This is a genomic window from Janthinobacterium sp. BHSEK, from assembly GCF_056174685.1.
This window is the reverse complement of sequence record NZ_JBWBYV010000091.1, coordinates 58022-78929: the sequence shown is the minus strand read 5'-3', so window position 1 is coordinate 78929 and position 20908 is coordinate 58022. Positions and strand designations below refer to the sequence as shown.

The 20908-nt window shown below is 67.4% G+C and carries 16 protein-coding genes; 2 read left to right on the top strand and 14 right to left on the bottom strand.

Translation table 11 applies throughout. The features are described 5' to 3' along the window. Nucleotides 1–54 precede the first annotated feature (54 nt). From AC0V2Y_RS25370 to AC0V2Y_RS25360, 3 genes are all read right to left on the bottom strand, one after another. Nucleotides 55–2472, bottom strand: a complete 2418-nt coding sequence (locus AC0V2Y_RS25370) for a TonB-dependent siderophore receptor (protein WP_475414821.1) — start codon at nucleotides 2470–2472, stop codon at nucleotides 55–57. A 62-nt stretch (nucleotides 2473–2534) separates the two neighbouring features. Continuing rightward, nucleotides 2535–3491: a FecR domain-containing protein gene (locus AC0V2Y_RS25365; RefSeq protein ID WP_475414822.1), complete on the bottom strand. Its 957-nt coding sequence runs from the start codon at nucleotides 3489–3491 to the stop codon at nucleotides 2535–2537. Nucleotide 3492: 1 nt separating this feature from the next. Then, the gene (locus AC0V2Y_RS25360) at nucleotides 3493–4005 is read right to left on the bottom strand and encodes a sigma-70 family RNA polymerase sigma factor (protein ID WP_475414823.1); all 513 of its coding nucleotides are present in this window, start codon (nucleotides 4003–4005) and stop codon (nucleotides 3493–3495) included. Nucleotides 4006–4189: 184 nt separating this feature from the next. Between AC0V2Y_RS25360 and corA the strand changes: the two genes are divergently transcribed. Then, nucleotides 4190–5176: a magnesium/cobalt transporter CorA gene (gene corA, locus AC0V2Y_RS25355; RefSeq protein WP_475414824.1), complete on the top strand. Its 987-nt coding sequence runs from the start codon at nucleotides 4190–4192 to the stop codon at nucleotides 5174–5176. Between the two features lie 226 nt (nucleotides 5177–5402). Here corA and AC0V2Y_RS25350 read toward each other — a convergent pair whose 3' ends face one another. From AC0V2Y_RS25350 to AC0V2Y_RS25310, 9 genes are all read right to left on the bottom strand, one after another. Further along, the gene (locus tag AC0V2Y_RS25350; protein WP_475414825.1) at nucleotides 5403–6101 is read right to left on the bottom strand and encodes an alpha/beta hydrolase; all 699 of its coding nucleotides are present in this window, start codon (nucleotides 6099–6101) and stop codon (nucleotides 5403–5405) included. Nucleotides 6102–6193: 92 nt separating this feature from the next. Then, nucleotides 6194–7276, bottom strand: a complete 1083-nt coding sequence (locus AC0V2Y_RS25345) for an alpha/beta hydrolase (RefSeq protein ID WP_475414826.1) — start codon at nucleotides 7274–7276, stop codon at nucleotides 6194–6196. Between the two features lie 101 nt (nucleotides 7277–7377). After that, a complete protein-coding gene (locus AC0V2Y_RS25340; RefSeq protein ID WP_475414827.1) occupies nucleotides 7378–8223 on the bottom strand; it encodes a universal stress protein in 846 nt (281 codons plus the stop codon). A gap of 31 nt (nucleotides 8224–8254) precedes the next feature. Next, nucleotides 8255–10060 (bottom strand): PHA/PHB synthase family protein, encoded by a 1806-nt coding sequence (locus AC0V2Y_RS25335; protein ID WP_475414828.1) that lies wholly within the window; start codon nucleotides 10058–10060, stop codon nucleotides 8255–8257. 62 nt (nucleotides 10061–10122) lie between these two features. Beyond that, the gene (locus AC0V2Y_RS25330) at nucleotides 10123–13641 is read right to left on the bottom strand and encodes a PAS domain S-box protein (RefSeq protein WP_475414829.1); all 3519 of its coding nucleotides are present in this window, start codon (nucleotides 13639–13641) and stop codon (nucleotides 10123–10125) included. Next, the gene (locus AC0V2Y_RS25325) at nucleotides 13638–14780 is read right to left on the bottom strand and encodes an FIST signal transduction protein (RefSeq protein WP_475414830.1); all 1143 of its coding nucleotides are present in this window, start codon (nucleotides 14778–14780) and stop codon (nucleotides 13638–13640) included. The genes AC0V2Y_RS25330 and AC0V2Y_RS25325 overlap by 4 nt, the downstream gene beginning before the upstream one ends. Nucleotides 14781–14794: 14 nt before the next feature. Next, entirely contained in the window at nucleotides 14795–15853 is a 1059-nt protein-coding gene (locus AC0V2Y_RS25320; protein ID WP_475414831.1) for an HD domain-containing phosphohydrolase, read from the bottom strand. Between the two features lie 51 nt (nucleotides 15854–15904). Further along, nucleotides 15905–16408: a chemotaxis protein CheW gene (locus AC0V2Y_RS25315; RefSeq protein ID WP_475414832.1), complete on the bottom strand. Its 504-nt coding sequence runs from the start codon at nucleotides 16406–16408 to the stop codon at nucleotides 15905–15907. A 60-nt stretch (nucleotides 16409–16468) separates the two neighbouring features. Then, nucleotides 16469–17371, bottom strand: coding sequence for a GGDEF domain-containing protein (locus tag AC0V2Y_RS25310; RefSeq protein ID WP_475414833.1), 903 nt, complete (start codon nucleotides 17369–17371; stop codon nucleotides 16469–16471). Nucleotides 17372–17727: 356 nt separating this feature from the next. On the opposite strand from AC0V2Y_RS25310, the gene AC0V2Y_RS25305 reads away from it, so the two are divergent. Next, nucleotides 17728–17973, top strand: coding sequence for a hypothetical protein (locus tag AC0V2Y_RS25305; RefSeq protein ID WP_475414834.1), 246 nt, complete (start codon nucleotides 17728–17730; stop codon nucleotides 17971–17973). Between the two features lie 10 nt (nucleotides 17974–17983). On the opposite strand, the gene AC0V2Y_RS25300 is transcribed toward AC0V2Y_RS25305, so the two are convergent. After that, entirely contained in the window at nucleotides 17984–19270 is a 1287-nt protein-coding gene (locus tag AC0V2Y_RS25300) for a DUF445 domain-containing protein (protein ID WP_475414835.1), read from the bottom strand. A 59-nt stretch (nucleotides 19271–19329) separates the two neighbouring features. Beyond that, on the bottom strand, nucleotides 19330–20727 hold the full coding sequence (locus AC0V2Y_RS25295) for an amino acid permease (protein WP_475414836.1): 1398 nt from the start codon (nucleotides 20725–20727) through the stop codon (nucleotides 19330–19332). Nucleotides 20728–20908: the final 181 nt, after the last annotated feature.

The window sequence follows — 20908 nt, the reverse complement described above, 5'->3', positions numbered from 1 at the left end:
ATTTTTCAGCCGTTGCCACCGCTCGCCTGGCGTTGTATGCCGGTACAGCTTGTATCAGAACCGGTACGTCAAGGTCCCTCGCACGCTGCGCGGCGCGCCATACGTGCCTTGCGCATAGGTATTGATGTTGATGTATTTCTTGTCGAGTACATTTTCCACGTTCAGCTGGGCCGTCAGCTGGCGCGACAGCTGGTAGGTGGCCATCAGGCTGACCGTGCTGTAGGCTTGCTGCGTCACTCTTTCCTTGCCGTTCGGGCCCTCGTCGTCAAAGTAGAACTTGCTTTGCCAGTTGACGCCGCCGCCCACGGTGAGGTCGGGTCTTACCTTCCAGGTGGTGAACAATCGCGCCGTCGAGCGGGGCGACAGGGTGTTGATGTCTTGCCCGTCGCGGTCCTTGGCGCGGAAGTGGCTGGCGCTGGCCGTCACGTTCCAGCCCGGCGCCAGACGGCCCGACAATTCCCCCTCGATGCCGCGGCTGGTGGCGCCGCGCGCCGCGTAATACGCTTGCGTGGTGGTGCCGGGGACCCGGTGCGCGCCGTCGGGCTGGGCCAGCTTGTCCTGTTTGATTTCGAAGAGGCCGATGGAGCCGTTGGCCTGGCCGCCGGCCAGTTCCCCCTTCACGCCCACTTCCATGCTCTGGCCCGTCAGCGGGTCCAGCCAGGCGCCCGCGCGGTCCTGGTTTTCCTGCGGGCGGAAGATGTCCGTGTAGCTGGCATACGCCGAATACGTGTCGTTCAGGTTGACCACCAGGCCCGCGTAGGGCACGAATTTGCTCTTGGCAAAGGAAAAGCGGGCGCTGCCGTCAAAGCCGATGCGATCCTTGTCCCAGCGGCTCAGGCGTCCGCCGACGATCAGTTTGGTGTTCTCGGCCAGGTTCAGGCGCGCCGCGCCGTAGGCACCGTATTGCTTGGTGGTATATTTTTCCGACAGCACGGGCTCGCCCCAGGCCGGTTGCGGGTAGTTGCCATCCCAGGCGAGGAAGTTGCCGATCGGTTCGGGATCGAGCGCTTCCTTGACGCTGAACTCGGCGTGCTGCAGCGTGTAATTGGCGCCCACGATGACTTCATGTTCGCGTCCGCCCAGGGAGAACGGGCCCGACAGCTTCAGGTCGGCGCTGCTCTGCTCGCGCGCGCCGATGTAGCGGTTCGGGTAGCCGAGCATGCCCAGGCCCGTGATGCGGTCGGGCCGCTCGGCCAGGAACAGCAGCGGCGTGTCTTCCGTGTGCTTGCTGTACATGGCTTGCGCCTGCGCCTTCCAGCCCTGGCCCAGCGCGTGTTCCAAGGTGGCGTGCACGTTCGTCTGCTCCGTGGCCCAGGCGGCCCAGCGGGGCGCCGTGGTGACGGAACGGTCGAAATCGGTGCGCGTGCCGTCGCTGTACCACAGGGGAAAACCGCCCCAGTTGCTGCCTTTCGGGTCGTTCTTCTGGTAGCTGGCGCCCAGCGTGGCCACGGTGCCGGGCGCCAGGTCCGCCTCGGCGGTGGCGTAGACGAGCTGGCGCTGGTTGGAATAACCATTCGTAAACGACTTGCGGTCCTGCCAGGCGCCGGCGATCCTGCCGCGCACGGAGCCGTCCGCGGTCAGCGGCGCGGCCAGGTCGACGGTGCCACGGTAATCGCTCCAGGAACCTGCCGCCAGCGACCATTGCCCCTCGAACTGCCGGGCGCTGGCCCGCTTGCGCACCAGGTTGATCGAGGCGGACGGGTAGCCGGCGCCCGTCAGCAAGCCCGTGGCGCCCCGGGTCACTTCCACGCGGTCGTAGATCAGCGAATCCATTTCCGATTCGCCGCCCGAATACTGCACCTTATACGTGGTGGGCACGCCGTCGTACTGGAAATTGTCGACGTCGAAACCGCGCGCGGAAAAGGTGCTGCGTTCCGTGTCGAACTGGTTGACGGCGATGCCGGGCGTGTTGCGCAGCACGTCGCGCACCGTCAGCAAGTCCTGGTCATCCATGCGCTGGCGCGTGATGACGCTGACCGATTGCGGCGTCTCGCGCAAGGACAGCACCAATCCGGTGGCGCTGGCCGTGGCCGGCGTCGTGTACGAATTCGTCCCTTCCGTGCTGGTGCTGCGCTCGGCCGTGGCACGCACGGCGATGCCGGGCAGGGTGGTTGCATCGCTGGCGGACGGCAGCCTGCGCACGGCGTAGTTGCCGCCGCCCTGGTCGACGGCAATGAGGCCGCTGCCATCGAGCAGGCGGGCGAAGCCGTCGGCCACCTGGTAATTGCCGCTCAAGCCCCGGCTGTGCAAGCCCGCGTACAGGCTGGCGGCGCCGGAAATGCTGACGCCCGCCTCGGCCGCAAACGCGGACAGGGCGGTGCCCAGGGGGCCGGGCGCCACCTGGTAGTGGCGCCCGGGCGCCTGCTGATGCTGCTGGGCGAATGCGGGCGCGCTCAGGGCCAGGCTGCCCAGCAGGGCCAGGGTCATGCTGGTGTTGCGGTAATGCTTCATTGCTTGTTTCCCTTCGTTCATGTGTTGGTCCTGTGTGGATTGACGGGGCACATGCGCGAAAGGGACATTATTTTTTAAAATAGTTATGCGGGTTCGACGGAAATCCACCAGCGGCTGTGGCGCTGCACGCGGATGGGCAGTGAGGCTTGCAATAGTGATAATAGTTGATCCGTATCATGTAATTGGTACACGCCCGACACGCGCAGCCGCGCCACGGCAGGGTCGCAGCGCACCACGCCGTGGCGGTAGCGGCTCAGCTGCGCCAGCACGTCGGCCAGCGGCGTATCGTCCGCGTACAGCAGGCCCTTGAGCCACGCGGACGCATGCGGCGCCAGCGGCTGCGGCGCGCTGGCGGCCGCCTCGTCGAAGCTGGCTTGCCAGCCCGCCCGCACGATGAGGGGGCGGCCTTCGGCGGGCCGCACTTCGACGGCGCCCTGCGAGACGGCCACGTGGCTGCGCGCGCCGAACAGGCTGTCTTCCTGGCGCACCGTGAAGCGCGTGCCGAGGGCGCGGATGCTGCCGTTGCTGGTGCGTACGATGAACGCACGCCCGAGGGGATCGGGGCGGGTCGCCACGTGCAGTTCGCCGGCGCGCAGCTGGAGCAGGCGCAGCGCGTCGCTGAAAGCGATGTCGGCGGCGCTGGCCGTGTTCAGGCTCAGCGCGCTGCCATCGGGCAAGGCGAGATGGCGGATTTCGCCCGTTGCCGTGCGCAGGTCCGCCGTCCATGCCTGCCACGGCGGCACTTTCAGCATGGACCAGCCCGCCGGCCCGGCGGCGATCAGCAGGGCCAGGGTTTTCAGGGCGGCGCGGCGCGGCGCGCCGGCCGGACGGTCGAGCACGGGCATGGCCAGGGGCGGGGGCAGCATGCCGAAGGTGCGGCAGACTTGCTCGGCCCGCTGCCAGGCCGTTTCATGGTCGGGGTGGGCGGCGCGCCAGCGGGCCAGGCCCTGCTGCGCCGCAGCGTTGAGTTCACCGCCTTGCAGGCGCATCATCCAGTGCGCCGCCTCGCGCGCGGCGCGCGCATCGAGAGCCGTGCCCATGTCAGGCCAGCAACAAAATACATTGTTCGAACGCCTGCACCATGTAGCGCTTGACGGTGCGCTCGCTCACGTGCAGGCGCGCGGCGATGTCCGCATACGCCATGCCTTCGAGCTGCGACAGCAAAAAGGCCGTGCGCACCTTCGCGCCCAGGCCGTCGAGCATGGCATCGATCTGGTGCAGGGTTTCCAGGATCAGCAAGCGTTCTTCCGCCGATGGCGCGGCGGGCGCGGGCAGCTGCGCCAGGGTGGCCAGCCATGCCTGTTCCAGCGACTGGCGGCGGTAGTGGTCGATCAGCAGGCGGCGTGCCACGGTGGTCAGGTAGGCGCGCGGTTCGCGCAGGGTGGCGGCGCGTTCGCCGGGCGTGGCCAGCAGCTTGACGAAGGTATCCTGCGCCAGGTCGGCCGCATGATCGGTGCAGGATAATTTGCCGCGCAGCCAGCGCAGCAGCCAGGGATGGTGCTGGCCATATATCTGAGCTAAGGGATCGGCGGCAGGGGATACGGCATACGTCACGGCACACTCCAGTTGGCGCGGAAGTCCCGTGCCGCTGGCGCATGCAGGCTCTTCTTAAATGCGAATGGTTCTCATTTTACATTGACGTGCCTGAATGTCAATGCGCTGGCTCAGTTGGCATGGCTGTCAGGTCATTTCCGCTATACTGGCGACCCGATATTGCCGCCATCAGCCGAAAATCACCATGGACCTCAGTACCCACGCCGCCGTCGTCAATTGCGAAGCATATCGCGACGGCAGGAAGATCGCCCATTTCCATATCGACAAGGTGGGCGACTTTCTCGGCGACGCCGATTGTTTCGTCTGGATCGGCCTGGCCAGCCCCGACGCCACGGCCATGCAGGCCCTGCAAGCGGCCTTCGGCCTGCACGAACTGGCCGTCGAGGATGCGCAGGGCGCGCACGAGCGGCCCAAGCTGGAAGAGTACGGCGACACCCTGTTCATGGTGATGCACACGGCCACCCTGGACGGCGACGCCATCGCCTACGGCGAAACCCACGTCTTTCTCGGCCCCCGCTTCATCATCACGGTGCGTCACGGCCCCTCGGCCGGCTATGCGAAGTTGCGCGAGCGCAAGGAAAGCGTGCCCGAGAAACTGGCCAGCGGTCCCGGCTACGTGCTGTATTCCATCATCGACTTCATCGTCGACCAGTACCAGCCCTGCATCGACCATTTGCAGGCCCGCTTCCAGCACTATGAGCTGCAGCTGTTCAAGCCCAGCCTGAACGAAGACAAGCTGCAGGATTTCTACCAGCTCAAGACGGAGCTGCTGAAACTCGATGCGGCCGTCAACCCCCTGCACGACATCTGCACGCAGCTGATCCGTTTCCATGGCGATATCGTGCCCAAGGAAAACCGTATCTATTACCGCGACATTCTCGACCACGTCAAACGGGTCACGCACACGGCGGGGCAGATGCGCGAGCTGGTCAATTCGGCCATGCAGGTGGCGCTGGGGCAAATTTCGATCCGCCAGAACGAGGTCGTCAAGCGCCTGGCCGCCTGGGCCGCCATCCTGGCCGTGCCCACCATGGTCTTCAGCCTGTACGGCATGAACTTCGAATTCATGCCGGAGCTGAAGTGGCGCGGCAGCTATCCGGCCGTGATCGTCGTCATCATCGCCGGCTGCTGCTGGCTGCACCGGCGCCTGAAGCGCGAAGGCTGGCTGTAGCGGCGGCGGATGGCCGGCATGCAAATATTGGAGAGTTTTGCCGCGCAATCAGCTGCTACGATGAAACTGTCCCGGTGAATGCGCTTGACGGCAGGTGGCTGAACCTCCTTGGCGTGGACAGCGGTCCGGCCGGCGCTGCACCCCAGAGCCGCCGGTGCGGACCACCTTGCCTGTCCGACGCCACAAGGCTCCTGGTTTTCAGGAGCCTTTTTTTTGCCCGCGCCGCCTATGCCTGCGCCAGCGCGCTGGCCGCCTCCAGGATCAGCGCCGCCACCTCCACGGGACGCGAGGCCAGCGACGCATGGCTGGCGTTGAGCGTGATGACCTTCCGCGCTTGCAGGCGTGCCGCCATGCGCTCCTGATTGACGGGGGAAATCATGCGGTCGGCGCTGGAAATCTGGTACCAGCTGGGCTTATGCTTCCAGGCCGGGTCGCTGACGGTGTCGCCGAAGGTGCCGGCCAGCGGCGCCTTCTGCACCACGCCCAGCACGGCGCCTTCTTCCGCGTCGAGGTCCTGGCAAAAGCTGTCATGGTATTGCTCGGGCTTGACCCACAGATAGCCGTCGCTGTCGCCTTCCAGATTGGCCGCGCCCAGGGGCGGGTGTTCCTGCGTGATGCTGCCCGGACTTTCGCCGGCGTCAGGAGCGAAGGCGGCGATGTACACGAGGCCCACCACATTCGGCGCATTGCCGGCCACGCTGATGACGGCGCCGCCATAGGAGTGTCCCACCAGCAATACCGGGCCATTCACCTGCGCCACCATCTTGCGCGTGCGCTCGGCGTCGTCGGCCAGCGACGTCAACGGCAGTTCGACGGCGCGGATGGCCGTGTGGCCCTGGCGGCGCAATTCGAGGATGACGCGGCTCCAGTGGGCGGCGCCGCCCCAGAAACCGTGGACGAGGACGATGGTGGCTGGCTGGCTCATGCGGATACTCCTTGTGGCAAAGGGACATGGTGGGGGGATGCACATCCATTGTAGACCTTCTCCGCCCGCCCGCCTGCCTTGCCAGCGGTGCGTCATCTGTCCCAGCGCATGGCTTCGATGGCGCCTGCCACGGCCGTTTCGTATTCGATGAAGAAATCGCTGTGAAAGCCGTTGCGGATGAGCAGGTGGCTGCTGCCGGGCAGGGCGGCGGCCAGGTGGTCGCCGTCGGCCAGGCGCAGCGTGCGGAAATCGTCCAGCACCGCTTGCGCGCGGGCCTGGGTGGCGGGGTCGGCCTGCAACAGCCATGGGAACAGGTTGCGCAAGGTGCCGGGATCGACGGTGATGACGAGGGCCGGCGCGCGCACGCGGCGGTAGTCGGGCGAAAAATTGTGCGCGGCCATGTCCATGGCCCTGGCGACGGCGGGCGGGGTATTCGGCCGCACGGCGCCGCTGGGCAGCACTTCCAGGGCGTCGCGCCAGTTCGCTTCCAGGGCCGGCCACCATTGCTTGTTGATCCGCCTGGCATACGCGATCGAGGCGGCAAGCGATGCCAGGTCGTCCGGACCAGGCGGCGGTTCGTCGTAGGGCGTGGCTTCAGGCTCCTCATAGCCGCCGCTGGCCAGATAATCGAAGGTCGTGTCCAGGTAGACGAGTCCCCGCACGCGCTGCGGGTGGCTGCCGGCGAACAGCGTCACCTCGTTGCCGGCGACGGAATGGCCGGCCAGGATGATGCGCCCGACGTGCAGGGCGTCGAGCACGGCCAGCAGGTCGGCCACCAGGGTGGCGGGCGCATACGTCATATCGTTGGCGTCATTCACCGGCAGCGGCTTGCCGGAGGAACCGTAGCCGCGCCGGGTGATGGCGAGCACGCGGTGGCGGCGCGCCAGCGCGGGCGCCAGGCTGTCGAACGCGTAGGCGTTGCCGCCCAGACCGGCCAGCAGCACGATCACGTCGGCATCGGCATCGGCATCGGCATCGGCACCGCCTTGCGCCGGTGGCCAGTCGCGCACATGCAGGCTGACGCCGGGGGCGACGGCGATCTGCCGGTCCGTCGCGCGGGCGCCGTGCGGCACGCTGCCGCCGCCGCAGGCGGCCAGGGCGGCCAACGCGGCTGTGCCCAGCAGCAGCCGGCGGCGGGCGTGGCAATGCGTGCCGGCGTCGGGGGTGTTGCTCATGCTGTACTCCTGTGTGGTTGGGGGCATGAGCAGTATCGGCGCCGCGCATGAAGCGCGGATGAGGAGCCGCTGAAGGAAGGCTGAAGGCCCGCCCGGCGGCGCTAGTGCGACACCAGCACCGGCAAGGTCATGTCCTGCAGCACCGTGCGCGTGACGCCGCCCAGCAGCGCTTCGCGCAGGCGCATGTGGCCGTAGCAGCCCATCACGACCAGGTCGCACTGCCGCTGGGCCGCCATGGCCAGCAGGGCCGCGCCCACGTCCTGGCCCGGCGGCGTGTCGTGCTGCAGCACCTCGACGTTGACGCCATGGCGCGCCAGGTACAGGGCCAGGTCGGCGCCCGGCTGCTCGCCGTGCGCGGCCGGCTGGGCGTGCGAATTGACGACGGCCAGGGTCACCTGCCGCGCCCTTTGCAGCAGCGGCAGCGCATCGGTGATGGCGCGCAGCGCTTCGGCGCTGCCGTTCCAGGCCAGCAGCGGATGCTGCGCGATGGCCGCTGGCGCGGCGCAAGGCGCGTGCGGCACCATCAGCACGGGCCGGCCGCAATGGAGCATCAGGTATTCGGCCGTGCCGGCGATGACGCGCGACGGCGTGTCCTGCGCATCCGTCTGGCCCAGGATCAGCAAGTCGCAATAGCGCGCCTGCAGCAGCAGCGCGCCTTGCGCGTCGTCGTCGACGAAGCGCGTTTCGTAGGTGCCCAGGCCTTCTTCGCGGGCGATGCGCTCGAAGTCGTGCAAGGCTTCGCTGGCCTGGGTGCGCAGCGCCTGCATCTGCGCCGGCGCAAACTGCAGCGCGTTGACGCCGCCGCCATACGCATAGCGCGAAATGCCGCTCATGGCCGAACCGATCAGGTGCGCGCCCTCGGCGACGGCCAGGCGCACGGCCAGGCGGATGCGCTGGGCGCAGTGGCGGGAATTGTCGACGTGGACCAGCAGGGTAGTGTAGGGCATGGCGTTTTCCTCGGTTGTCGGTTGTCGGTTCTCAGGTCTGCAGCACGTAGCTGCCCGGCGCGTCGCCCAGGGCGGGTCCCATGGCCGGCGGCGCCACCGGCTCGCCTGGGCGCCGGGCCAGCCAGGCTTGCCAGGCGGGCCACCACGAACCATCGTGGTGCGGCACGTCGCGCTGCCAGCTGTCCGCGTCGACGTAGGGCGCGTCGTGGCGGTGCGTGGCCAGCTGGTAGCTGCGGCGCGGCTGGCCCGGCGGCGAGACCACGCCCGCGTTGTGGCCGCCCGAGGTGAGCAGGAAGGTGACGTCCGTGTCGGTCAGCAGCTGCAGCTTGTACACGGAGCGCCACGGCGCCACGTGGTCCGTCAGGGTGCCGACGGCGAAGATGGGCGCCTTGATGTCGGGCAGGGCGATGTGGCGGCCCGCCGTGCGGTAGCGCCCTTCGGCCAGGTCGTTGTGCAGGAACAGACGGCGCAGGTATTCCGAGTGCATGCGGCAGGGCATGCGCGTGGCGTCCGCATTCCAGGCCATCAGGTCGCTGTCCTGCTCGTCGAGTCCCAGCAGGTAGTGGCGCAGGCGGCGCGACCAGATCAGGTCGTTCGAGCGCAGCAGCTGGAAAGCGCCCGCCATCTGCTTGGTATCGAGATAACCCTGCTTCCACATGGCCGCTTCCAGGAAACTCACCTGGCTCTCGTCGATGAACAGCGACAGTTCGCCCGGCTCCTTGAAGTCCACTTGCGAGGCGAGCATGGTGAGGCTGGCCAGGCGCATATCGCCGTCGCGCGCCATGCTGGCGGCGGCGATCGCCAGCAGGGTGCCGCCCAGGCAGTAGCCGGCCGCGTGCACCTGCGGCGCGCCCGTGAGGCGGGCAATGGCGTCGAGCGCCTCCATCACGCCCAGCTGGCGGTAGTCTTCCAGCGACAGCTCGCGGTCTTCTTCCTGCGGGTTTTTCCAGGAAATCATGAACACCGTATGCCCTTGCTCCACCAGGTAGCGCACCAGCGAATTGTGCTGCGACAGGTCGAGAATATAGAACTTCATGATCCAGGCGGGCACGAACAGCAGCGGCGTGGCATGCACCTTGGCGGTCGCGGGGGCGTACTGGATCAATTCGATCAAGTCGTTGCGGTAGACCACCTTGCCCGGCGTGACGGCCACGTTCACGCCCACCTGATAGGTGCGCTGGTCGGGCGCATGCGCGCCCATGGCGGCGCGCTGCCAGTCCTCGGCCGCGTGGGCCATGCCGCGCGCCAGGTTGGCGCCGCCGCTTTCCAGGGTGGCCTGCTGCACCACGGGATTGGTCAGCAGGAAGTTCGACGGCGCCAGCATGTCGAGCCACTGGCGCACGGTGAATGTGACGACATCCTCGTGGTGCGGCGCGACGCCGCGCACGCCCGTGGTGGCGCGGTGCCACCATTGCTGCTGCAACAGGAAGCCCTGATAGACCAGGTTGTAAGGCCAGCGCTGCCAGGCCGCGTCCTCGAAGCGCCGGTCCTGCGGCAGCGGCGCGATGCACGGCGGCCCGGAGGGCGCACCCGGCAGCGCAGCCTGCACGGCGTACTGCTGCCAGCGGCCGATCTTTTTCCACGCTTCCTGCAGCAAGGCTTGCTGCTTCGATGGCGCCAGCGCCAGATGGCTGAGCCAGTCGGCATAGGCGTTGCCCAGCGCAGCCGGTGAAATGCCGCCCGTGAACTTGCCCAGCCAGGCGTTCAGCAGCAGGTCCAGGGTGGCGCCTTCCGGCGCGCTTTCCGGATAGTCGTGCGCCGGCACGCCTTGCCAGGCGCTGCCCAGGCGCTCATGTTCCACTTTGTGCTGCGCCTCGCTCGGCTGCGTCTTGCTCATCCAGGGCTCCCGTTATTTTTTTACAGGATAGCAAGAGCTTGTTCAAAAAATTATGATCTATATCAAGTTTGCCCGGATGCGTGCAGCATGTGGCTTGCCGCCTGGATGGCCGCGCCCGTTTCCTGCACAAACAGCCGCAATTGCTCGTCCAGCGCATCGAGCCGCGCCAGCAACGCGTCCTGCGGCGCCTCGGCCGCTTCGCGCTCGATGGCGGCGGCGATGGCGACGGCCGGTACGGCACGGAAGTTGGCCAGCAAGCCGGCCAGGGTATGCGCCTGGCGGCTCGCGGTGGGCCGGTCGCCCGACTGCAGGGCCGCGCGCAGCGCCGCCAGCTGCGCCGGCAAGCCGGCCAGGAACGATGCGCCGATGATGCCGATCACGTCGGCGTCGGCCTGGGCCAGCGCTGCTGCGTAGTCGAAGCGGGAGCCGGGCAGGCTGTCCGCCGCCGGCGTCTGCTTGCCGATTCGTCGCACATGCCGCTCGATGAGGCTCTGGAAGGCGGCCGTGCGGAACGGCTTGGACAGGTAGTCGTCCATGCCGCCGGCGATGCAGCGTTCGCGGTCGCCCTCGAAGGCGCTGGCCGTCATGGCGATGATGACGCTTCTCGGCATGCCCTGCGCTTCGCGCGCGCGTATCTGCGCGGTGGCGTCGAAACCGCCCATTTCCGGCATCTGCAGGTCCATCAGGATCAGGTCGAAATGGCGGGCCGCCTGGCAATCGAGGGCGATGCGGCCGTTCGCCGCATGCGTGACCCGGTGGCCCGCATTCGACAGCAGCACGGTGGCCAGTTCGCGGTTCATGGCATTGTCCTCGACCAGCAGGATGTCCAGGCCGGGCATGCCTTCGCGCGCGGCGTGGCGCATGGCGGCGGGTGCCGCGCCGGGCATGCCGCGGCACGTGCCCAGCACGCTCGTGGTGGTGGCCAGCAGTTCCTCGGGACTGGCGGGCTTGAGCAGGTAGCCGCCGATGCCCAGTTCACGGCAGCGCGCCGCGTCGCCCAGGCTGCCGCAGGACGACAGCATGACGATGGGCACCTGGCTCCAGTGGGGCAGGGCGGCCAGCGCCGCTGCCGTGTCGAAGCCATTCATGCCGGGCATGGCGTAGTCCAAGATGATGCAGTCGGCCGGCAAGGCGCCGCGGCAGTGCTCCAGCGCCGCCTCGCCGGACTCGCAGGCGGTGACCATGGCGCCGCTGTGCCCGAAGATCCGGCGCAGGATGGTCAGGCTGCTGGGGTTGTCGTCGACCAGCAGGATGGCGCGTCCCGCCAGCGTGGCGCCGGGCGGCGGCAAGGGCTGCTGCTCGCCGATGGGCAGGTCCAGGTCCACGCTGAAGCAGCTGCCCTTGCCCAGTGCGCTCGACAGGCCGATGCTGCCCTTCATCATCGTCACCAGGCGGCGCGTGATCGACAGGCCCAGTCCCGTGCCGCCGAAGCGCCGCGTGGTCGAACCGTCCTCCTGCTGGAAGGCGTCGAAGACGGCCTCCCGCATGTCGGCGGCGATGCCGATGCCGGTGTCGCGCACGCACAGGCGCAGGCTGGCCATGCCTGCGCCGCTGGCGCGCAGCCGGGCGCTGACGACCACCTCGCCTTGCGGCGTGAACTTGATGGCGTTGCCGGCCAGGTTGGTCAGCACCTGGCGCAGGCGGCCCGGGTCGCCGAGCAGCGTGTGCGGCAGCGCGGGATCGACGTCGAGCACCAGTTCCAGGCCGCTGGCCTGCGCCCGCATGGCGTGCGCGCGCAAGGTTTCCTGCAACAGCTGGCGCAGGTCGAAGGGGACGCTTTCCAGGGTCAGCATGCCCGCCTCGATCTTCGAGAAATCGAGGATGTCGTTGATGATGCACAGCAGGGCGTCGGCCGAGGCCTTGACGATTTCCAGGTACTTGCGCTGGTGGCCATCGAGGTCGGAATCGAGCACCAGGTCCGTCATGCCCAGGATGCCGTTCATCGGCGTGCGGATCTCGTGGCTCATGTTGGCCAGGAATTCGCTCTTCGAGCGGCTGGCCGATTCGGCCACTTCCTTGGCCAGCAGCAGGGCGCGCTCGGCCGCCTTTTGACTGGAAATGTCGACGATGGTGCCGACCAGGCCGTGCAGGCTGCCGTCGGACTTCAGCAGGGCCGCCTTGCTGAACAGGACATCGACCTGGCGCGTGCCGACGGTCAGCCGGTCTTCGTACGTCTGGTTGCCCCGGTCCTGCAGCAGCGCCAGGTCGTGCCGCAGCACTTGCTGCGCCTCCTGCCGCGGCAGGATGTCGGCCACCGTTAGGCCCGCGATGCGCGCCTGGTCGAGCTGGAAGAACGCGCAAAAGGCGCGGTTGGCGCGCAGGTAGCGGCCCTGCACGTCCTTCAGGTACAGCGGGATGGGGATGGTCTCGATCAGCGCGTCGACGAAGTTGAGGTTGTGCCGCAGCTCGCGCGCCGCCTGGCGCCGCTCCGTGATGTCGGTCAGGCTGCCGGTGACGCCCGCCAGCCGCCCCTGGCCATCGCGTTCGGCGCGCGCGCACACGTCGATCCACCGCACGTCGCCGTCGCTGGTGACATAGCGCGCCTCATGGCGCATGCTGTCCACCTGGCCGCCCAGCAGCTGGGACAGGCCGTCGGCGGCGCGCTCGCGGTCGCGCGCATCGACGAATTGCAGCACGCTCTTGCCCAGGCTGCCGGCGATGGAAAACCCCGTGATGGTGTGCCAGGCGGGATTGAGGAAGGTCCAGGCGCCCTGCAGATCCGTGCGGAAGACCACCTCGTTGAGGCTGTTGACGACGTTGCGGTATTCGCGCTCGCTTTTCGCGATGGTCTCGGCCATGCGCTTGCTGTCGCTGATTTCCGTGCGGATGGCGATGTACTGATAGGGCTTGCCGGCCGCATCGAGGAAGGGCACGATGGTGGCGTCCACCCAGTATTGGCCGCCATCCTTGGCGTGGTTGCAGATTTCGCCGTGCCAGACCTGGCCGGCGGTAATGGTTTGCCACATCTGCGCAAAGAAGGCGTCCGCATGCGTGTGCGAAGTGATCAGGCGGTGCGTCTGGCCGATCAGCTCTTCGCGCGCGAAGCCGCTGATGGCGCAGAACTTGTCGTTGACGTAGATGATGACGCCGGCCGTGTCGGTGATGCTGACAATGGCGTGCTGGTCCATCGCGAAGCGCTGGTTCTGCAATTCGATGCGGCGCAGTTCCTGCTGCGACACCAGCTCGGCCAGCAGCACCGACAGGCCCTCGATATCGCTTTCCTGCGGCAGGCGCAGGCCGGAATCGTCGTTGTCGAGCAGGCGCACGGCCGCCACGCGCAGCGACTGGATCACGCGGTTGCGGCTGGCCAGTTCCGTGCGCAGCAAGTCATTCGTCAGGCTCAGCTCATTCGAACTCAGTTCCAGGCTGCGCGAGCGCAAGTCCAGGTCGCGTTCGGACTGTTCGTAGGCGCCGTCGATGCGCTGCAGCAGGGCCGGCAAGCCGGCCAGGAAACCGGCCAGTTCGGGCGGCGTGCCCGCTTGCCCGCTCAGTGCCTGGGCCTGTTCCAGCAAGGCGGCGCAGGCGCTTTCCGAGTCGATGCCGCAGACGCGGTTCAATTGGCGTGCCAGGGTGCGGTTCATGCTTCGCTCAGGACGGTGACGGTCATCGTCTGGTTGTGCAACTGGCACGCGCCGTGCGGCTGGGCGATGCCGATTTCGCCGTTCGAGTAAAAACCGGCGATGCAGGCCGCGCCGCCCAGCTGGTCGGCCACCGCTTCGACCTCTTCCTCGACCCGGTCGCCCATCACCAGTTTGCGTCCCACGCAGCTGACCAGCAGGGTCAGCTGGTCGCCCTGCGCATCGGCATGGGGCACGACGCCGCGCGCGGCCGTCTCGGCCCCGTCGATCAGCCGGTTGGTACTGGAATGCATCAATTTCAGGTAGCCGTCGGCGAGGATGTCGCCGGCCAGGGTCAGCGAACCCTGTTCCTCGTCGACGGCGAGGATGGTGCGGAAGACATTGCTTTTTTCATGCGCGGCCGAGAGCATTTCAAACGGGAACAGCAGCCCCGAGCCGGGCAGGCCGCGCGCATGGTCGCCCAGGTACAGCTTGTAGATGTCCAGCGCCCGCGCGCCGTCCAGGCCATACAGCACGTTGTCGACGCAGCGCGTCACCTTGCGCGCGGGGCCGAACGCTTCCCAGCCCGCATGGCTGCCGTAGCCGAGGCGGATATGTTCGCCGTACAGGCCGACGGCGACGATGGTATTGTCGGCCGCGCCGCGCGGGCCCAGGGTCCAGGTCTGGCGGAAGGCGCCGCCGTCCGCCGCCAGCCCGCCCGACACCGTCACGCCGGGCGGCAGGTTCGCCTGCAGCCCGGCGATCAGGGCGCTGCCGTTGATGGCCACGCCCGTGCCCAGCATGAAGACGGCCGCCAGGCCGTCCTGCGGCAAGGCCTGCGCCAGGCGCTCGCCCGCATCGCGCGAGTCCGCCATGTCGCAGATGATGGCGTCGGCAATCGCCACCGTGGTGCGGGCAAAGCAAATGGCGGTGATGACGCAGCTGTCGTCGTAGACGCGCTTGCCGGCGATCTCGCCGGCCGTGGAGCAGCCGGCGACGACGGCGCCCGGCAACTGGCGCTGCAGCGCCGCCGTCAGGCCGGGCGTGGCAAAGTAGGGGCAGGCGCCGAAGACCAGCACCAGGTCGGGCGCCATGGCGGCCAGGGGCGCCAGGGCGGCATCGAAGTCCGCATGGCTGTTCAGGATCAGTTGTTGCACGCGCATGGCAGGCTCCTCGCTTATAGTGGGTGGGCGTCGTGATGGACAGGGTCGGGCAGGCTGTTGCGGATGGCGAGCACCTCGTCCCAGGCCCCCAGGAAGGCGTCGAGGCACAGCGGGCAGAAATGGCTGCCCCTGTTTTGCTCCAGGTACTGGCGCGCCTGGGCCAAAGGCCAGGCCGGCTTGTACGGGCGTTCGGAGCTGAGCGCGTCGAAGACGTCGGCCACGGCGACGATGCGCGCCGGCAGCGGTATCTGTTCGCCCGCCAGGCCATCCGGATAGCCGCTGCCGTCGTATTTTTCGTGGTGGCCGCAGGCGATCTCCTCGGCCAGGCGGATCAGCGGCGAGTCGCTGCCGGCAAGGATATAGCCGCCGATCTTCGCATGCTGGCGCATGATGGCCATTTCATCGGGGTCCAGCCGTCCCGGCTTGAGCAGGATATGGTCGGGCGTGGCCAGCTTGCCCACGTCGTGCATGGGCGCCGCCTTGAGCAGCAGGTCCTGCCATTGCGCGTCGAGGCCCAGCTCCCTGGCGATCAGCGCCGAGTAGCGCGCCATGCGCATGATGTGGGCGCCCGTTTCGGGGTCGCGGAATTCGGCCGCCCGCGCCAGGCGCGCGACCAGCTCCATCTCCCTGGCCGTGACGTTGGCGATGGCCTGGGCCACCTCGTGTTCCAGCAGCTTGGCGCGGTCGGCCAGCATGGTCTGCGCCGTGCGCAGGGCCAGCAGGTTGCGCACGCGCAGGCTGAACTCGATGGTGTCGACGGGCTTGGTGAGAAACTCCGTCACGCCCAGCGAAAAAGCCTGCTTGCGCACGGCACGGTCGTTTTCGGTGGTGACCATGACGATGGGGATGTCGGCCATGCCCTCCATCTTGCGGAAAATGCTGAGGAATTCGTTGCCCGACAGGCTGGGCATCCGGTAATCGAGCAAGACCAGGTCCGGCACGTTCGATTCGCACCAGGTCAGCGCATCGATGGGATCGTTCATGCAGACGGACTCGATGGCGCTGGCCTTGCGCGCCAGGGTCGACAGCAGGCTCAGGTTGGTGTCGTTGTCATCGACGATCAGGATGCTCATGGTATCTCCGGCGGATGGCGGTCAGTGGCGGGCGGGGCGGCGATGGCCGGCTCAGGCGGCCAGCCTGCCCGTGGCGTGCATGCCCAGGCCGGCCAGCAGGCTGTCGATGTCCAGCACGATGAGCATGCGTTCGTCGAGGGCGCCGATGGCCGTCACATGGCCGGCCATGGCCGAGCCGTGCAGCTGCGGCGGCGGCTTGATCTGCGCCGGCGCCAGCGGCACCACGTCGGCCACGCGGTCGACCACGATGCCGGTGGCGCCATGCGCGAAGATCAGGATGATGACCACGGTCGAAGCGTCGTAGGCGGGTTCTGCCTGGCCCAGCGCGATGCGCAGGTCGACCAGCGGCACGATGCTGCCGCGCAGGTGGATGAAACCCTTCAGGAAGGCGGGCGCGTTGGCGATGCGGGTGACGGCGCCGTAGCCGCGGATTTCCTGCACCAGGCCGATGTCGATCGCATATTCCTCCTTGCCGAGTCCAAAGACCAGCAATTCCCGGGCGCCCGCTTGCGCCGGTTGCCCCGCTGCCGCGGCATGTGTGGTGATGGTTTCCATGTGCTTGCTCCTGTCAGGTGTTGCGTGATGCATGAAACTGCGGGGGATGCCGGGCGGCGCTCAAGCCTGCCCGACGCGGTTGCGGCCATTCTTCTTGGCCTGGTACAGGGCGGCGTCGGCTTGCATGAAGCCGGCTTTCCAGTCGCCGTCGTGGGGCAGCGGCGCCAGGCCGATGCTGATCGTCGCCGTGATGGGCGCGTGCTCGAAGTCGACGCATGTGTCGGCCACGGCGAGGCGGATGCGTTCGGCCACTTGGCGCGCCGTAGCCATGTCCGTATGGGGGAACAGCAAGCCGAATTCCTCGCCGCCCACGCGGGCGACGACGTCGGATGCCCGCGCCTGGGACTGGATCGTCGCTGCCACGGCTTGCAGCACGGCGTCGCCGGCCGCGTGGCCATGCTGGTCGTTGACCCGCTTGAAGAAATCGATGTCGGCGATGCCGATGGTCATCGGATGGCCCGAGCGCCTGGAGCGCGCGGCCGCGCGCACGGCGTCGGTCTCGAAGGCGCGGCGGTTCGGCAGCTGGGTCAGGGGATCGCTGAGGGCGATGCGCTGCAACTGCTGCCAGCGGGCCGCATTCTGCTGTTCCAGGGCGAGTTCGCGGCGCTGGTCGATGAAGAAGGCGCCCATGAAGTTTTCGTCGTCCAGGGTACCCAGGTCCATGGCCTTGAGCACGATGGGCAGCATCGTGCCATCGCGGTGGCGAATGGCGAAATGGCGCTTGTGGCCCAGCACCCTGGACTGCTTGTGGCCGGCCAGGTATGCGCCGATCCGTGCGCCATGCTGCTCGCGCACGGCGTCGGGCAGCAGCGCCTCGATCTGCTGGCCCGGCAGGCTGCCTGCGGCATAGCCGCTCAGCGCATACATGGCGTCGTTCGCATAGCGGATGCGCGAGCCCGCATCGATGATGACGGCGGCGTCGTCGGCGGCGTCGAGCAGGCGCAAGGCCAGGGTTTTGTTCATGTGCTTGTCCCCTACAAAGAAGGCGGAGATACCGGGCGGTCGCGGCAATCAGGCTTGCCGCATCGCCTTGCGTTCTCCTTTGAGCTCATCATACACCAAATAAAAATGATTTCAACGAATATTATGATTTTCATGATTTATGTTGATTTTTTGCACGCGCAAGCACTACGCAGGAACGGCGCTGAAGCCGAAGTTCGCCACGGTCTCCCTGTGGCGCGGCCGTTCTTCTTCTATCGCGCGGTTTGTTTTAGGACAGAAAAAATCATTTTTCCGTGCATTTATTTATTGTATTTGGTAAATTTATGTAGCAGAATGCAGTGAAGACGGACCAGTTAGGCTCGATACGGGAGATGGACATGCATACGACGATGTCGGCAAGGAGCAGCAAAGAGGCAGGCAAGGGCCACCCGCACGGGCCGGGCGCGGGTGTCCGCCGTTCATCCGTGCCGCGCCTGAAGGCGATCGGCTACCTGCTGCTGTTGTTTGCCGTGGTGCCGGCCGCGGCCTGCATCGGCGCGGGGCGCGCCGGCGTGCCGGCACTGTTCAGCACCGCGTGCGGCGTGGTGTCGTGCGCGGGCCTGCCTGGCAGGGTGCCCGGCTGATGGATGGCGCTTACAGCGCCTGGCTCACGGCGTAGATCAGCAAGCCGGCCAGGCCGCCCACGATGGTGCCGTTGATGCGGATGAATTGCAGGTCGCGCCCGATGGCCAGTTCGATGCGTTCGCTCATTTCTTCCTTGCTCCACAAATCCAGCCGGCCGGCGATGAAGGCGCCCACCTCGCCCCGGTAGCGGCGCACCAGCGAACCGCTGCCGGCGACGATGGCGCCGTTCAGCCATGCCCGCGCATGCTCGTCCCTGCCCAGCACCAGGCCCGTGTTGCGCGCCACGCCGGCGACCACTTGCGCCAGCACGGGCTGATCCGCATGCAGGTCGGCCAGCAGGCGCGCGCTGATATGCTTCCAGACGTCACCGAGCATCGCTTGCAGCGTATCGCTGGCGATCAGCTGCAGCTGGTAGCGGCGCACCGTGGCTTGCCACTGCGGGTCGGCCTTCAGGTGCAGCGCGCTGTCGGCGATCCAGCCGGCGATGCGCTGGCGCAACGGGTGACCGGGGTCGATGCGCACGGCGAGGGCGAATTTTTGCAGCGAGGCGATCATGCGTGGCTCATATGTTTTCACGGCCTTTTTCACCAGCGCGTTCTCGATCTGGAAGGCGCCCAGCACGAAGTCGCCGATGGCCGCGTGGTGGCGTTCGTCGTCCAGGTAGGCGGCGCTGCGGTCGAGCATGAAGTCCAGCAGCTGCTGCGGCTTGCCGTCGGCGATCAGCGCATCGATGCAGTCGGCCGCCACGTCCGACAGGTTCAATTGCGCCAGGTAGCCGCTGGCCTGCTCGCGCAGCAGGCGGCCCAGCGTGTCGTGGTCGGCCATCGCCAGCAGCTGTTTCGCCACGCCGGCGCCGGCCATGCCCAGCTGCCGCGCGTGGGCCTCGTCCATCAGCCAGGCCCCCAGGCGCGCGGCGGGATCGGCTTGCTCGATGCGCTCGGCGATGCCTTGCTCGGTAATGAAATGGTTTTCCACGAAGGCGCCCAGGCTGCGGCCGATGTCCGCCTTGCTGTTCGGGATGATGGCCGTATGCCACAGGGGGATGCCGAGCGGGTGGCGGAACAGGGCGACGACGGCGAACCAGTCGGCGATCGCGCCCACCATCGATGCTTCGGCGAATGCCTCCACATAGCCCCAGGCGGGGTGGCCGCCCCGCTGCGAGCGGGCCACGGCAAACACCAGCGCGGCGAGCAGCAGCAAGCCGGCGGCCAGCCACTGCATGCCGCGCAGGCGCGCGCGCTTGAGCTGGTCCGTGCTCTGGTCCAGCTGTGCGATGAGGTCGGGGGAAGGTTGCATGGATGGCGGTCTGCGGGGTTGCGAGACCGCCATCTTACTGCGATGGCGCAGTGACGCGATTACTGTTGCGGATGCAGCAGCGAACGGCGGCGCGCGTAGCCGAAATAGATGACCAGGCCGATCACCAGCCAGATGGAAAAGGCCACCCAGGTAACCCAGCTGAGGAAAGTCATCAGGCCCACGCACAGGATCACGGCCAGCGCCGGCACGAAGGGCACGCCGGGGCAGCGGAAGGCGCGATGCAGGTCCGGGCGCTTCTTGCGCAGCACCACCACGGCGACGGAGACCATGGTGAAGGCGGCCAGGGTGCCAATGTTGATCAGCTCTGCGAGGATGTTGAGCGGGATCACGGCGGCGATCAGGCCGAAGACGATGCCCACCAGCCAGGTGGCGAAGAACGGCGTGTGGAAGCGCGGGTGCACGGTCGACAGGCGCTTGGGCAGCAGGCCGTCGCGCGACATGGCGAAGATGATGCGCGTCTGGCCGAAGGCCATCACCAGGATCACGGTGGTCATGCCGAGGATGGCACCCAGGTCGACGAAGCCGGCGATCCAGTTTTCGCCCGCATACTGCAGGGCCAGCGAGACGGGATGGTCGACGCCGAGGAATTTTTGATACGGCACGATGCCCGTCATGATGGCCGACACCACCACGTACAACACGGCGCACACGGCCAGCGAGCCGATGATGCCGATAGGCAGGTCGCGCGACGGCTTCTTGACTTCCTCCGCGGCCGAGGTGACGGCGTCAAAGCCGATGAAGGCGAAGAAGACGAGGGCGGCGGCGCTCAGCATGCCGTGGTAGCCGAACGGCATGTAGGGCTGCCAGTTGGCCGGCTGCACGTGGCGCGCGCCGAAGATGATGAACAGCAGCACCACGCCCACCTTGATGGCCACCATGATGTTGTTCAGGCGCGCCGATTCGCGCACGCCCCAGCCCAGCATGGCCGTCAGCAGCAGCATGATGACGAGGGCGGGCAGGTTGATGAAGGTCGTCACGCCGGGCAGGGCGCCCGGCGCGGCCGTCAGGGCCACGGGCAGGGTGATGCCAAAGCCCGACAGCAGCGACTGGAAGTAGCCGGACCAGCCGACGGAGACGGCCGCCGCGGCCAGGCCGTATTCGAGCAGCAAGTCCCAGCCTATCATCCAGGCGGCCAGCTCGCCCAAAGTCGCATAGCTGTAGGTGTAGATGGAGCCGGCCACCGGCACGGTGGAGGCGAATTCCGCGTAGCACAGGGCGGCAAAGCAGCAGGCGACGGCCGCCACGACGAAGGACAGCGACAGGGCGGGGCCGGCCGTCAGCGCACCCGTGCCGGTCAGCACGAAAATACCCGTGCCGACGATGGCGCCGATGCCCATGAGCACAAGGTCGAAGGGGCCCAGCACCTTGGCCAGTCCTCCCGGCTTCTTGCTGTGGGCAATCATGTCATCCAAATTCTTGGTTCTAAATAAGCTCACTGTGTCTCCTGGTGGTTTTTGTCATGGCGCCATTGCCGCCTCGTGAGTAGCACGACGCAGCCAGATTCTAGCCCACGCGCCCGTGATTCCAGAAGGAAAACCGTACGGTGCCGTGCGCGCCGGTCTTGTCGACTTGCGAAACAGGCAAAAAAACAGCCCCGGATGGTGGGCCGGGGCTGGA

What these genes read in the sequence shown, in the direction of transcription:
- AC0V2Y_RS25310 (WP_475414833.1), bottom strand. Translation starts at nt 17,371, where the DNA reads ATGAACAAAACCCTGGCCTTGCGCCTGCTCGACGCCGCCGACGACGCC.
- AC0V2Y_RS25325 (WP_475414830.1), bottom strand. Translation starts at nt 14,780, where the DNA reads ATGCGCGTGCAACAACTGATCCTGAACAGCCATGCGGACTTCGATGCC.
- corA (WP_475414824.1), top strand. Translation starts at nt 4,190, where the DNA reads ATGGACCTCAGTACCCACGCCGCCGTCGTCAATTGCGAAGCATATCGC.
- AC0V2Y_RS25305 (WP_475414834.1), top strand. Translation starts at nt 17,728, where the DNA reads ATGCATACGACGATGTCGGCAAGGAGCAGCAAAGAGGCAGGCAAGGGC.
- AC0V2Y_RS25330 (WP_475414829.1), bottom strand. Translation starts at nt 13,641, where the DNA reads ATGAACCGCACCCTGGCACGCCAATTGAACCGCGTCTGCGGCATCGAC.
- AC0V2Y_RS25340 (WP_475414827.1), bottom strand. Translation starts at nt 8,223, where the DNA reads ATGCCCTACACTACCCTGCTGGTCCACGTCGACAATTCCCGCCACTGC.
- AC0V2Y_RS25300 (WP_475414835.1), bottom strand. Translation starts at nt 19,270, where the DNA reads ATGCAACCTTCCCCCGACCTCATCGCACAGCTGGACCAGAGCACGGAC.
- AC0V2Y_RS25335 (WP_475414828.1), bottom strand. Translation starts at nt 10,060, where the DNA reads ATGAGCAAGACGCAGCCGAGCGAGGCGCAGCACAAAGTGGAACATGAG.
- AC0V2Y_RS25370 (WP_475414821.1), bottom strand. Translation starts at nt 2,472, where the DNA reads ATGAACGAAGGGAAACAAGCAATGAAGCATTACCGCAACACCAGCATG.
- AC0V2Y_RS25320 (WP_475414831.1), bottom strand. Translation starts at nt 15,853, where the DNA reads ATGAGCATCCTGATCGTCGATGACAACGACACCAACCTGAGCCTGCTG.
- AC0V2Y_RS25350 (WP_475414825.1), bottom strand. Translation starts at nt 6,101, where the DNA reads ATGAGCCAGCCAGCCACCATCGTCCTCGTCCACGGTTTCTGGGGCGGC.
- AC0V2Y_RS25315 (WP_475414832.1), bottom strand. Translation starts at nt 16,408, where the DNA reads ATGGAAACCATCACCACACATGCCGCGGCAGCGGGGCAACCGGCGCAA.
- AC0V2Y_RS25345 (WP_475414826.1), bottom strand. Translation starts at nt 7,276, where the DNA reads ATGAGCAACACCCCCGACGCCGGCACGCATTGCCACGCCCGCCGCCGG.
- AC0V2Y_RS25365 (WP_475414822.1), bottom strand. Translation starts at nt 3,491, where the DNA reads ATGGGCACGGCTCTCGATGCGCGCGCCGCGCGCGAGGCGGCGCACTGG.